The sequence below is a fragment of the Pseudomonas sp. H1_F01 genome (assembly GCF_054681425.1).
In genome coordinates this window covers 4406278-4420668 of the sequence record NZ_CP162823.1, presented here as the reverse complement: position 1 = coordinate 4420668, position 14391 = coordinate 4406278, and the positions used below count along the sequence as shown (strand labels likewise).

At 55.1% G+C, this 14391-nt stretch carries 6 protein-coding genes and 1 pseudogene; 1 reads left to right on the top strand and 6 read right to left on the bottom strand.

All coding sequences use genetic code 11. The features are described from left to right. Positions 1 to 491: 491 nt before the first annotated feature. The 4 genes from AB4O09_RS19895 to AB4O09_RS19880 all read right to left on the bottom strand — a co-directional run bounded on the left by AB4O09_RS19895 (position 492) and on the right by AB4O09_RS19880 (position 7226). Positions 492 to 1454 (bottom strand): hypothetical protein, encoded by a 963-nt coding sequence (locus AB4O09_RS19895; RefSeq protein WP_027912542.1) that lies wholly within the window; start codon positions 1452 to 1454, stop codon positions 492 to 494. Between the two features lie 108 nt (positions 1455 to 1562). Further along, the gene (locus AB4O09_RS19890) at positions 1563 to 4598 is read right to left on the bottom strand and encodes an AAA family ATPase (protein WP_027912541.1); all 3036 of its coding nucleotides are present in this window, start codon (positions 4596 to 4598) and stop codon (positions 1563 to 1565) included. Next, entirely contained in the window at positions 4595 to 5194 is a 600-nt protein-coding gene (locus tag AB4O09_RS19885) for an ABC-three component system middle component 1 (RefSeq protein ID WP_027912540.1), read from the bottom strand. Before AB4O09_RS19885 ends, AB4O09_RS19890 begins: the two co-directional genes overlap by 4 nt. Before the next feature lies 1 nt (position 5195). Then, positions 5196 to 7226 carry an ABC-three component system protein gene (locus AB4O09_RS19880; RefSeq protein ID WP_027912539.1) on the bottom strand — a complete coding sequence of 677 codons (2031 nt, stop codon included), beginning with the start codon at positions 7224 to 7226 and terminating at the stop codon, positions 5196 to 5198. Between the two features lie 665 nt (positions 7227 to 7891). Between AB4O09_RS19880 and AB4O09_RS19875 the strand changes: the two are divergent. Next, positions 7892 to 8209, top strand: a pseudogene (locus tag AB4O09_RS19875) (transposase); the annotation flags it as partial. A gap of 273 nt (positions 8210 to 8482) precedes the next feature. Here AB4O09_RS19875 and AB4O09_RS19870 read toward each other — a convergent pair. Then, positions 8483 to 9586: a hypothetical protein gene (locus tag AB4O09_RS19870; RefSeq protein ID WP_027912538.1), complete on the bottom strand. Its 1104-nt coding sequence runs from the start codon at positions 9584 to 9586 to the stop codon at positions 8483 to 8485. A gap of 45 nt (positions 9587 to 9631) precedes the next feature. Then, positions 9632 to 14227, bottom strand: coding sequence for a P-loop NTPase family protein (locus AB4O09_RS19865; RefSeq protein WP_436263349.1), 4596 nt, complete (start codon positions 14225 to 14227; stop codon positions 9632 to 9634). Positions 14228 to 14391 lie beyond the last annotated feature (164 nt).

Here is a 14391-nt window from a genome sequence, read left to right as displayed (position 1 = left end):
AGCAATCAATGAAGAACGGCGAATTTCTGACAAAACGCAATATGTTCCGATGGCTTTCAGTGTACCGCTATCCAGATCATGAGACCCAGCAGCAAAATCAGGCACTGCTGCAAGACTCCAAGCACTACGACTCAGGGCAGACCAAGAGCGAATTACGCAGGACGCCTACATGCGAGGGGTTGAGGACCGGGCGCACCGAGAGGTTGATCGGGCGCGATAGGAGGGCAAAGCCACGGCACTTCAACTAAAAGCTGCCGCGCGGAAGAATAACGAGTTGCAGCTAAAGCTGGAGTCAGTCCAGGAGGAGCTTAACCTGACGCTGCAAACTGCTGCAGCGCAGAAGGCGCGGGCCGAAACGTTGGAGCAGCAAATGATTCGGATGCATAGCGGAGCCGCGACAAACCACAAACCAAGGATCCGCAAAAACTTACCTTGAGTATTTAGCCCCAAGCTTAACGCTGGGTAGGTTGAATACCAGTTCCGATATTGGTTTAGACATTAAAATACTGCCGAACAAACATCATCATTTTTCTAGCCTGTCCACGAATTTTTGTGAGCACCGGTACAGTACGAACCGTCAGTTGAAAGTAATCGTTTATTTCGTGGGCCCTCGCGCCCCATAATACGGCTTCTTTATCCATATAACTTTGTAAGATAGTCGTGTCTACGGGGGTTGCGCGAGTCGACATTTCATAACTAAGCAGCTCTGCAATTGCTATGGACTGACAAGCGGCACCGTCCGCTCCAATCTTGTCACCTACAGGACCAGTCAAGCCGAAGGCTATTGCTGCATAAGCTCTAGCCAGTGAGTGTGGGTGGTCAGATAACTCATGGGTGTCATCTTCAAAATCGTTATTTCGGTGAAGTACCTCAAATAGCACGCGTATACCAGTTGAATACGCTTGCATCAGGTCTTGAAGTGGATAGGCGCCATTGGAACTTAGATACACCGAGTACGTACGAGCGAGCAGAAAGGACGCTGCATAGATATCTGCATCCAGCTCTACAAGCCTTCGGTCTATCAGCTCCAAGGTGGAAGAGCTATCTGCAGCCCAAAGTTTTTTTCGGGAACTTAAAAAATTTAAATGCCCCCTTGCAATATGTGAATATTCATGCCAGAAAATAAATTCCGTGACGCAGGAGCAAACGGTTCTAATGAATAATTCTTCTGTAAAGTTGCTCCGATGGGCTATGGTTGGATAGTAATCGCGGATATCACTGTTCGCATAGGCGTAGCAAGCCTTCAGCAAGCCTTCGTAAATTCTGATGGTGTATTGATCTGCTGAAGACAAGTAAATTCTCGCATTGATCTCGGGTGAGTCGGCTATCTGAAGCAGGGTTTCGGTTATCTCTGAAATTTCTAACCAGCCACCCTTCAATATTCTCTTTGCGTTATCCTTTAGATCCTCTACCATCATTTCATAGGTAAATTTCTTATCTTTTTTACTTGTCATAATCTTCCTAGGTCGAACATCGTGACTACGTGATGATTCTGAGGTCTGTAACTGGAATCGCTGTATCGATTGATTGCAAATGCAGCATCATCAGATTCTATCTACCGTTCACACATCGTCGAGGGCTGGTGGTGTCTGCTCGCCCACCGTTATCTGGCTTCTGCCCGGCCAAGGGGTTTCCACCGCGGTTACGCCCTCAGGGGTGGGAACAAGTGACCATATGCGTGCTTCGATCCCATCATTCTGCAGTTTGCGCATGAAGTAACGGGCCTGAAGGGCATCGTGGGTGGCGATGACCACCTGGAAGCCATGATCGATGATGTAGTCGCGAAGCACATCAAAGACGGACGCGGCATGCACCAGGTCGTGATGCTGTGTGGGGTCATCGAGGAGGAGTCCGCGCCACGGAGACCACTGATGTTCCAAGGCCATTGACAGCAGGAACGTCAGTTGCAGATCCGTCAGTTGAGCCTCACTGGCTATCGAGGGTACTGGGGCTAACCCTCCGTGGAGCGGCACAGATACTTCAGCACGTGCCTTCTGATAGGAGCTTCGGAAACTCAGGTTCGTCCCGGTGAACCTTTGCTCCCTGACCACGCGTTTTAGCAGTGCTTGCCACCGAGGCATCACTGCCTGAACGTTTTTCTGGACGTTCGCGATTTCCGAGGAAAGGGACTGGTTAAGTGACTCCATTGCTGCAGACAATTGCGATAGGCGCTGCATGCCCGTTCGCTTCGACTCGACCTGTTGGTTGAGGTGAGTCGAGAACTCATTTTCCGTCCGCTCGCCGCGCCTTCGATCGAGAAGGCCCTGAGCGAGACGGGCCTGCTCTATCCTGCTCCATGCGCCAATCTCGATCTTGATGGTCTGAAGCGTCTCCGAGTGCCTGGTAAGCTCAGTACTGATGGACTGCAACTGAGCCTCATGGCTGCTCGCAACCGCGGCAGTGGGATCGCCGGCGAATGAGAGCTGACGCCAGGACGCTCTGATCGTAGCCAGTCGGGCTTGCGCTTCAGACAGCTGTGTTTCCAAACCAGCTGTGGCGGTTGTGGCATCTGTCAGCTGAACCTGCTGACGATCCAAGGCGGACTGCTCGGCAATCAACTTGGCACCTAGCTCAACGAGCTGATTGGCGTTCTGGTTCTGCGCGGTGGACAGATCTTCCAAGGATTGAGCTGGCGGGGCGTCGGCGGTGATCGCTGCCAATGCCGCAGTCGCTTGCTCCAGCCTGCTACTGGCTTCTGAGCGGGCCTGCCGCGCAGCGTCAACTGCACGAACAGCGGAGTCGTATTCGTTCCTGGTTTGCTCCAAGACTTCTGAGCTTACCCGCGGGGTGAGGTTGCGTTGTTTCTCGTCCAGTTGCAGCTTCGAAGCGACATTGGCATCAACGCGAAGCCGGATGGACTCTTTCGCCAAGGAAACCGTATCGCCGCCGAGCAGATTGTTCGAGCTGATCTCGACGATATCCGCTGTCAGGTGTTCCTGCTGTGACTCCAGTTGAGTAAGCCCGTGCTTGCATGCTCTGAGTTCGGCTTCAGCATTCGTCACTGCCTCTGTACATTCACGCAGAACATCAGCGGCCTTTTTTACACGTCGTTCGGCTTCGACGACATTTGGGTCGATAGCCGCTAGTGCCTTGGCGACACGCTCATGTAATCCGACCGCGCCATGCTCTTCGCCACACAGCGGGCAATCACCGCGGTCGGGAGGCAAGTGGGCCGCGATGGCTGCAACTGCTTGGCGTATTGAGTCAGCCGCAGATGTCAGACTTTCATGATGACTCTTGGCGGCCTGATCTTCTTCCTCAGCGGTCGCTCTGGCTGATAGCGCAACACTAAGCTGTTCGCTAAGGCGCTCTTCATGTGCTTCCTCGCCGCTGATGGTGCCGGTAACTTCTGCAACGTGCTGAAGGGTCAGCTCCCAGCGACCCAGGAGTTCTTGAGCCGTGAGGAGGTCGGCATCTATTTGCAGCAGCGTCTTGCGCTGTCCATTGATCAGGTCATGTTGAACACCGAGCTGCTCGTGTCCTTCGTGCACTCTGCGGGCCGTAGATGCGTGCGAGTCAGCGACGGTGAGGGCGTCGTCGGTTGTCTTCAGCATTTGCTGGCGTTGTTCAACCGTCTCTTTGGCGTTGGTCTCATTCACGTATCGATTGAGTTGCTGAGCAATCGTGTCGCGTTCAGTTTCTGCGGCGACCAAATCTCGTTGAAGCTGCTCAAGGGCTGCCGCGGCCGCCGAGCGATGTTCTTTCTTCTGGTTCAGTTCCTGCGTCGCGGAGATGAACTCGGCACTGAGCTGCTCTGAACGAGCTTGTTCAGACGCAAACTGGCCTATGAGCCCGTCGACCTCAGCCAATTCCTTGATCTGTTCACGAAATCGCTCGAGCTTGTTTTGAACCAGTTGCTCCAGCGCATCATGCACCGTCTCCAACCCATCTTGGCCCAGTGGCGGTACGAGCAGGCCGGAGGGCAATTGGTCGAAGCTTTGCGCCTGTTGGGCAATATCCGATATCGACTCGGCAATGCTTTCCCTGCTGCGAAGCGCCCCTTGGGTTTGAACAGCCGCTTGGTCTCGGTCAAGGCTCAGGCTTTGCCATTCGGCAAATTCGGCTTCCAGCGAATCCAGCGACGCTCTCGCTTGCTTGAGCTGCTCTGTGAGCGCTCGCCGGATGCTACCGAGAGCAGAGCTTACCTGGCTGCCGTCCTTACCAATCGGCAACCGTTCCAACTGGGAGCCCGCGACCTTTGGATCTGCCTTGACTAGCCATTCACCCTCGCGCTGATCAAGCAGGTGGGTGAGCCTGAGCAGAAAGGGGATGTCAGCAGGATCTTTCGAGGGAAATAGAAGGCTCAGATCACCCGTTGTCTCAACGTCTCCGCTTTTTTTGACTTGGGCACTGGCTTGCAGATCACCGAAATCAAGGCTCACTCGGGCCATGGATTGAGAGTCTCGGATGATCGGGACAAGGTTTCCGTCGAGGCGAGAGATCTTGCCCGTCAATGCGAACTCGACTGCTTCAAAGATCGCAGTTTTCCCGGTGCCATTGGGGGCGAGCAATATCGTGGCCCCTCGGCTGAGCTCAATCTTCGCTTCGGCGCTAAACCGGCGGATGTTCGAGAGCGTTATGGACTTTAACTGATTCATTCCTCGTCCTCTTCGCCAAACGCCGAAACCTTAAGGGCTTCAGCGATCTCGCCGCCCGATTTGCCAGACAGCAGGAGTTCGCGCCATTCATCGCGATGCGGCTTGACCCACGTATGCGCCAGGACAAGGGCGCTGAGGGAAGCTGACAATGGGTCACTAATGCTGTCGGAGCTGCCAGGAATCGAAAGCGTTGCAAGGAAGCTACGGTCGAGAAAGGAGCCGGCGTCTTCGCCCTCTCTGACGACTACCTTTCTGCAGAAACGGTCGTCCGTCTCGAGACGAGCAGCGTCCTCAGACTCGATACGTTCAATGAGCATGAACATGTAGAGATCAGCAGTTTGCGGCTCTGGGAGCATGTCACGGACATCTGCCGCCCACCGAAACGCTCCCTGAATTTTGGCTACGTCGTAGGGAAAGGCGGCGATCAAGACTGTCCGCCTGCCGGCACCCTCCCGATTAACCCGTTTCAGCTGCATCCCTGCGCTCGCGATCTCAGTCAACGGCGATGGCAATTCCACCGAGTCCGGATAGGAGACCTCATAGCGACCTTCGGCACGGTTCGAGATGGCCTCAACCATCTCCGAGATTGTTAACATTTCAGATTCCTTTCGTGTTCGTATCGATGGCGGACTGGCGCGCGAGCAGTCGATCTTGCAATTGTTTACTAAAGTGTTGCCGCACCGTGGCCAGCGTGCCGAAGCGCAATTGATTGAATACTCCAGAGCGGGTCACGAGCAGATGTGGTCGGCGTTCTGCGGCCATGCTGGTGGCCGATTCTGCATCGTCAGCCATACCTGTATTCAACAGTTCTGAAGGGGGAGTGCTGACCCCCGACAGAATCACGACTGGGGCAGGGGACGGGCCGATAACGTTGATCAACGGATCGTCGGATATCTCACGGACTTCAGGGGCTCCAGTTGCCGGGCCAGACCAGTACTTGAGGGCAATACTCAGCACCTCCCCAAAATCCGGGAAGTGCTTCCAGGCAGTGCCTGTGCCTCCAACCCCCACCGCGACCAGCAAGAGCAATTCGACGGCGCTAACCAACAGGTCTACGGTGCGAGGGCCAAGGCGAAGCGCGTGGGTGGCATTTTTGCCTTCCGTTTCCGGATACAGAAGCTGCTCCAGAAATTGACGACGGCTCTCGGGATTCTTGGTGAATCCGTCCAACCACTCCAGCCAGATCGCTTCCATAGCATCAGCAAGGGCAGGGTCTTTTACAGCTATTAGTTTTGTAGCGACTATTTGAGTTAGTCGTTGCCACACCACGTCGTCCATGGCGCTTGCGAGCGCTGCAGCTTCCGCTCGAGCAGCATTCAGGGTCTTGAACTCATGATCCAGGGAGCACACGAGCCGCTCAGCGTTCTCCATCCACGGGAGATCTTTGAGGTCGCTCTCAGCGCAACCGAGGGTGTGCCCGACTTCATGGCCAACGCTGCTGCGCCAGGCTGGCTCGCCCAGCATCAGGCTTTGACTGCCGTGTGGCAGGTGCAGCGCCATTCGCAATATCGCGGATGGGAGCGTGAGGTTTGCTCCGATGGGAGGCGCGTACGGTGCGTACACCCTAAGCCTCCGATTTCCTGGAGCACTGCCCCAAAGGTGATCTACGACGCCCTGCGCTGTTCGGGGGACGAGCGCACCGAGATCATGGGTGCCAGAAAACGACCAGGTCTTGCCGGCAGGCTGGACTTCATCACCTAGCAGGTATTGAGCCCAGGTTTCGATATCGGGACGAAGCTCGTCTCTGAGCTCATGGATAATCGCATGACACCCCAAGGCCGAAACGTCAGAGACCTCAGCGGTAATCACCGAAATCAGCCGTTCAAGCGCGCGTTCCGGATTCGTGAAATGCCTGCCAAGGGATTGGACTGAGCGCTGCTGCAATGTCGCGTCGTTCCCAATGCAGACGACCGTGACACGCTTGAGGGTTTCGATGATTTGCGTCCAATCTTCGAAGCCACACCAGGTCGTAAGCCAGAGATGAACCCGGGTTGTCGGCCCGTCCAAACGCTGAGCCAAGTCGTTGGGATTGAGTCCATCCTGGCGACACAGCTTACACAGCTCGTCCAGATGGTTAACGGTTAGGTCGTGCTTGATGCTCAGGTGTGCCCCTAAAAGCGTCAGCTGAAATCGACGTTCAGGCAATTGGGCGAATGTACCGGCGCGAGCGTGCTTGGCTAAGCTTGAAAAGGCCGAGTCAAGAACCGAAAGGCTGTCTTTAGCCGCGTCAGCGTCAACAGCATCAGCGGGTTCGTCTATAGCAACAGATTCGTCCGCGCCAATAGGTTCGTCCGTAACAACGGGTTCGGAGGATCCGGGGCCAGCTTTTGCGGCTTTTTTCTTTTTACGGGCGAGTCGCAGCTTTGCAAGTTTTCGCAGATACACTTGCATGTCGGGGTCTTTGGTACAGAAAGGCGTGCTCTGACGCTTGACTTGCAGGTGCTCGAATGACTCACGAGAATGGACAATTACGACGTCATCCCACTCTTCGATACCACCTTGCTCGGCGCCAATTTCTAGCGGAGCACGACGCCCGTCAAGGAATTTTTCCATCATGTCCGACAAGCGCTGAGCAATGACCAGTTTTTCGTAAAGCGACTTCTGCTCCAGCCGAAACCGTCTGATCATACTAACATCCCTTTACGTCATCACCTCGTTGGCCAGCTCCGCTGGCGATTCGCCACATCCTACCACTTGGCAGCTGGCAGTCGTACTGGGCGTGCTTGCGCAAACATGCAGACGTTTACACCACCGCACAGACATGAGGTTGTTTCATCAAGCCGAGCTATGGGTACTGAACATTGATATTTAGGTCATTGCCAAGGGAGCGAGCACCGATGCGCATGTGGGACTGGTTGTTTGGTAAGCGTACCTCTGTGCGCGTTAGAACCCCACTAAAGAATCCAAGCAGCCGCGACAGCTTTGAAGGGCCGCCGATTCGCACGCCGCGATTCGCGGTGGTGCCGGTGATGACTTCCTGACAGGTGGAGTTGAGTTTGTCTTGGGTCTTGGGGTTGTTGGCGCTTGCATGGCGACTGAGGACGCTGACTCCAGCAACGCGGTACAGCGATATGGACTCCTCCTCGTTGCAAGCTTCCTTCGCTTTGGCGCCCGTGCCGACTGCGCACGTACATTCGGCCTCTGACTTCGGCATCGATTCGATGCAGGGCCATGATGGGCTATTCGCGCGTCGGCTCCCAATCGCTTCTACGTGCTCTACGCACCTGTGGTTCGCACCTTCAGTCTGGCACTCAAGATGCCGAGGTGAGGAGGAGTCCATCCCATTGCTTCTGGAGACCGACTGCACAACGTGTTCGATGAAAGCCAAGTGCTGCCCGAACACTGCGTTCCGCAAGATTGCTCGCAGCGTCCATGAAGCCGCTCGTGATGCGGCTCGGCGCATTGCAGCAACGCCGGCGTATCAGCGCTCTCGCCACGAACGTAAAAAAGTCGAAATGTTGTTTGCTCACCTCAAGCGCATCCTGAAATTGGATCGCTTGCGACTACGTGGCACGAGTGGCGCGACCGATGAATGCACGCTGGCCGCTGCGGTGCAGAACCTGCGATGGTTGGCCAAATTTACATCTCAAGGGCCGCCAGCTACGGGATAGGTGCGCCTGCATTAAGCAAAAAACCTCAAACTAACCCAATAACAGAGCAGTAAAGCTCAACGAAGGGCCGAGAAACCACTCAATGTGGTGAGAAGGTTCTCCGCTGATGGCCGTGCCTGAGTTCGGGGCGATCTGAAAATCCGACTTTTTCAACAGAGTCGGCCAAAAGCAGTTTTCCAGATGCGCCCAAGAAATCAGGTGAAATTCATGACGTGCTTGCGGCAAGAGGAACAGCGGAGCGCAATGAACATCACAAGGAAGGAAGTATGTAAATTATTCGATGTGAACTTCATCGACCATTGGAAGCCAAGCTTGGAATTCACTCCCGGTAGAAACCTGCCGAAAGCCGAGTGGCGTAGCCATCAACGTCGCGCCGACGGCATTCTCTACGTTTGGATTGGGGGCCCACAGACCGAATTCTTCTATCTCAGCAACGAGAGCGTCGAATTGCTCCGAGCTTTTGAAACCGACGATTGAAGCCTCAAAGCCTGCTGCAGAAATATCCGCAAGAAGTGCCGGTGGGATATCAATTCCGGGCCCGACAAATGCCGTCACCATCCGTCCGCCCAAATGGTCGTTGATCCGCTGCTGCCGCTCGTAGGAAGTATCGACTTGTGGGCCTGGCGCGTCGCTAGAGATGGAGAATCCGTCGTCAGTCAACTCGATCCGCCAAGCCATAGGTAAGTTCTCACTGAACCGACCTACAATGGAGCGAGCGGGACGAAATGACTCCATCGTTGCCTGCTGAAAGCGTTGGAGGAGTTCGAAAAAGAACAGCGCGATTTGTAAGGCTACAACTAGGTCATCATTAGAGACGAACACTGGTTGGCCGCCGTTTCTGCGCCGTAACCGCAGCCCTTCAGGAACTAATATGTAGTCGGCATGGGCCATGCCGTTTCGAATGTCATCTCTGAAAGTAATTTCCAGGAGGCTTGCTAGGCCAGTCATTCCGATTGCTGTGGCAACCTGTGCTAGGCGTCGGAACATGGCGTTAGCATTGGGGCCGATTATGGCCCGAGGTTCTTGGCGGACACGAACGAGGCTCTGAAATGGCCAGAGGTTATAAGCCTTCAATTGCGCTACCTGCAGGGCGTTCAATAACCCTTCGTAGACGCCGCCAGCCTCAGCAAGGTGCGCATAAAGACAGAGCACCTGGCGAAGCTCAGGTCGCGTGAGTGGTACTCCCTTCGATCCAAGCACCTTCAGTTCGTGGAAGACCTCATGAGCTGTAGCAATGGTGCTCCAGCCAGCATCCTGCATTCCGCGGAACTCGCCAAACATAGCGGCTGCGGTGTCGATCTCATTGATCTTCAGCGCGTAGGTGAACAGGTAGGTGAGTTGCGTGTTTAGCGCTCGTAGATAGGCTTGAGGGTTCATTTTTGGCATCCATTGGCATTAGACAAAACCGGTCAACAGCACGAGCTATTTCGCACCCATGATTAGCGACGCAGGAGCTTTTTTGCCGAACAGCTTACCTTCGCGCTTCTTCTGAACCGTCGCTGCCCTCTTGTCGATCTCTCGATCCATCGTTGGCATGAAAGCCTTGAAGACTGTCGAGGGTACCCCCGCAGCATCGGACCATATGTCAAAGCGACCATCGACGATTTTCATAAACAAGACAGATGCCCTCCAGAAATCTCTCGGCTGCTGGGTATGTAGCATTTCTGCATACCAAGTTTTCGCCCAGACATTCTTTGCATACCAATCGCTTGCAGCTGCATGGGCGGAGCCAATAAAACCTTTAGCGCCATCGAAGCGGGAAAGGACTACCTCGGCGTGGACGCTTTCATCGCAAAATCCCGCGATCATCAAGGCAAGCGCTGTGTCATAAGGCCGTCCCGTGGCAAGACGTTCATCGATGTAGGTCTGCAGGATTTCCACCTTTCCGCATAGGTGGGCTGCTATGACTTCGCGTGCGATTTCGCTATCGGTTCGCGCTTTTTGCAGACGCTTTTTGCAGATGTCCACCATCTTCGGACTGGTTGTGTTGCTCCAGAGCGTAATGGCCTCCCCAGGGATTTTCGCAGCGCCAGTGACACGACGTATTGTCGGGTCCAATGCCAGGACACGGTTGATGAGGTCTTGAGCTAACTGATTGCCACTGATGCCGGACACGATCGCCACCTGCAGCGCGACATGGTGGAGGTGACGCAGCTTGCGGTCAGAAGTGGCGACTAACATTTTGATCCAGCACTGAGCGCGATCCGCATCCTGTCCGATGATCGCTTGGATGCCCTCGAATGTAAGGTCGGAGAGTATTAGGTCCGCATCTGCGGCTGTAAGCTCCACGGCAAAGCGTTCATAACTATCGCCCATGCGGCGTTGGCGCTCGTTGAACTGTTCATCCGTTTCCGAAAGCCGACTCATCTGGGATGCTAGATCGTTGTCCGTCAACACCCGCTCCGTTAATGAGATCAGAGGGGGTGTCGGGTCGGAGGCGTTCGGCAGCTCCGTCTCGATATCTGGTAACTCCACATTACCTTCATAGCCCAACGCCTTCGCAATCGCGACTTCGACACGATCGGCGATGACCCCTACGTCTTCGACGGGTAGAATTTCGGCGGCAAACCCATAGTGGGACAGGCTCATTCGATCAAGCGCAGGCTCTGCTTCTATCAGACCAGCTTTCAACGCTTTCAATATCGCTGTGGACCCATGCCAGTCCTCGAAGTTGCTATCACGTCCGCGCGGCTTTTCCGCGCTCCATCCACCATCCACCACTTCCTGCAGTAGTGAAGCGTCACCGCTCGATGCGGCGATGGCGAGCGCTTCGCGGCGGAGACTCTTGAGCGGAGCTCGGATGAAGCCTTTGAGGGTAACGGCAGCACGGGACGTCAGCAGCGGTTGAGAATAGTGAATTGCGGCAAGAACCGCAGCCTGAGCATGCGTGTCCCCGCTCTGCAGAACACGCTCCAAAACCTCTTCTACTTTCTCTGGAGTGGCTTTTCGCACGCAGTCAAGCAGCTCCAGCAGGACCGTATCACCCTGCATGTTTGCGATCGCGTCGAGCTGCTCGTCGGCGGTGAGATGCGGTAACGCGATAAGCGTGGAAAACTGTGCCGTGAGGAATTCGTCCCTACTGTCGTTCTTGTCTTTATGAGACGCGGTACTAGATACACCGGCCGCAAGGAAACGTAGAGCCTGATCTTTTGTGATCCCAGCACTGTGCCGCATAAGCTCCAAAACGCCTTGTCGTCGTTCGTATCCGTCGCGAACAAGAACTTCGCTCGCGAGCGCACGAAGCGCGTAGATCGCGTCGTCCGGTACGAAGCGCGCAACTCCGGCGCGGGCGCCGCGGAAGAAGTGATCCTGCTCGGACACCCCCCGGCTCATTGCGACCTTTCCTGGATTAATCTGTCGGTAGTCTTGGGCAGTCGCGATAACGTTCTCGGGCGTGTCGGTACGTGGATCGCATGGATCGACCGCGCAATAGCCTTCTATTATGGACCAGCCTCCAGAGCGTTCCTGGTCACGTGTGAGCTCGTCGAAAATCCGTTCACCTTCTTGCGCGTCCCCGATATCTCCGGTGCCGTGTAGGATACCAACGCGCGTCCACCTGCCCACATTGGATGAATCCTCCTCCGGCAATGTTTTCAGCTCCTTGAGGAGTGCTGATCTTGTCTCCTGCCAATCAATGCGGTTGAAGCGAAGCACTTGCTCGAACTCTTCGTAGGGTGCCGAGATTGATAGATTGAGCGCGTAAGAGAACCGCCAACGAACAAGGTAGGGTGCGACCTCTTCTAGCGGCATGCCGGCCATAAGATAGAAAGCAAAGCGGCTTATGCCATCAAATCTAGGGTGCGGAGCGGCAACGAGATTCGTTGTCATGAATGATCGCTCAGCCTCAGTGAGGGCAGCCTCACGCTCAAGAATGTCGGCCAAGATCCGAGAGCGTTCTTCATCAACCTGCGCGGCAGAATCAGGACGCGGCGTCCTTTGCATACGGCGCTCGGGCTCAAGCGAATAGAAGGACAGCCAGCGCTTTGTCGACTCCAGAATTTGCTGCCAAACACCCGGATGGTCGCGTCGTTTGAGTAGCGCGTGAAGCAGCCATTCGTTGACGGCGATGTGCTCTTGCGACACGTACAGGTTTTCAGCGGCTTGCAGAAAGGCGAGCGGAGCCGATTTTGCGAGGACTGCGAAGGCCTCGACCTGGCTGTTCGGTAGATTCTGCAGCGTGACTAGCTTTTCGATCAGTGCCGACTGTACTTGGGGGCTTGTTTCTTCATTCAGGCAAGCAATTTGTGTCGCGAGCAAAACAACCTTGGCCGTCTCATCAAGTGCGCTGATCGGCTCCAGGATTGTTGCTAGCTTTTCGCGCGGGTCACGGTCGTTGCGCAGCTCCCGCTCGAGTTGACCAACAAGGTAGAGCGCGAGCGCCAGGTTGAGACCGTCTGGCTTTATCTCATACTGTGAAGCGCTTCCTTTCACCGAGGTGAAGAACTGGCTAGAAGCAACAGCTTCTAGTTGAGACTCTTGGACGGCATCAAACAACCTAAGGTCGTCTGTATCCTGTGCTTTCGCTCGGGCCAATATCTTCGCAGCAAGGTTTTTCAATAGGTCGGCGAAGGCCGGCGCCGGGAGTGGAGCCGCTCCGTGCTGTTGCATCCCGCGCATATGCTCAAAGAGGAGCCGCCCAACGCTTAGCTCATCCAAAAGCTCGATGGTCTTAGCCTCTATCAGCTCGATCGCGATTCCGAGCAGCCGGGGATTACGAACGGATTCAAGAACCTCCATTCTGGCGTTGGAAAAATCAATGTCACGACTGTCCAGTATCTGATTGACGTCCTCGATGGACCACTCGGCGAGCGTGATTGTCCTTGTATCGCAGGGCAGCGTGTTTTTTAGATGCGCCCAGTGCTGCGTGCGGGTGGTAAGCACCAGACAGCCACCGAGGCCATTTAACTTTAGCGCGGCGCGACCGAGCCACCGCCCCCAGTTCGATTTGAGCGGTTGGTTGAGGCCATCCACTATGAGCGTTAAGCGGACGGAGGTCGCTGGAAGGTTCGCGCGCCAAGCGTTGAAACGGCGCTGCCATCGCGTAATCGCCTGCTGCGTAACGCTTACGCCCGTCTGACGGAGCAGTTTGCGAATCAGGAAGTCGTCGAAGTCTTCTGCGTCGTCGCCGGTTAAATCTTCGGCGGGGCACATTACGAGGAGCGATTTGGGATTGGATAGGTTCCAGCTTTGGACTGCGAGCCAGGATTTGCCGACACCCTCCTCACCGACGATTGCGTAGATTGCGTTCTCTGGCGTTCCGGAGAATGCGTTTGTAAGACGCGCACGCTCAGGTCGGTCGAGCACCATGGGGCCGGAAGGATCAAGGGGGCAGAGGGGCTGGCCAAATTCGACGCGCGCCTCAGTCTTGTTTGAGAACAATCGACTCAGCCATGCCTGGTTGAGTGTCTTGGCGTGACCCAGTCCAACATCTTCGGCAAGCGCTTGTCTGAGCGCACTCAACCTAAGGGGAAAATCCCCATGTTTTTCAAAGTGGTCGATCGCGTTGAGGGCGGAGGCAATAAGCCCTGCGTCAGGCCTTCCAGTAAGTCCTTGTGTAATGAATGCTTTGGATTTTGCCCCCGCCGCCACAGCGGCGACGAGCAGCGATCCAAAATCATTGTTTGACCAATCCAACACCACGATCCCGAAGCCAAGCTTGGCCGCAAATATCCGCGCGTCTTGGACGGTTTGCGAGGCTACTTCGCATGTAGCTCCGAGTATCCAGAGATCCACCAGACGGGCATCTTCATTGGCAACGTCAAAAAGCTTCGTCGAAATTTCGTTTTTCGAGAGACGGTCCCTGTAACGCTTTCCCTCGAAATATGTGGCACCGCCATCGAACGCGGAATCGCCGTCTCGCCCTCTCTGCGTACCTGACTTTGCGAGACGGAACGATTGCCCTGTCAGATCACCAAGGATGACGCCGAGAAACCCTTCAAACCCTTCTGGGCCGGACGGGTCGAGGGCGAGCAAAGTGTTTTGAAGAGCTGTTGCATGTATTTGATCTGCTGTGTTCATTCTGAAAGAACGCCATCGCAAGTTTGCGGCCAGTGGCAGCCAATTTTCAAAGAATTCCTTAGCTTAGATGAGAGCTGGTGCGTCGCCTCTTGGCTAGGTTCGAAAAAACAAAGGTGTCAGCTGTACAATGACAGATTTCCAGCCATGCCGAGTCAAGCACACTT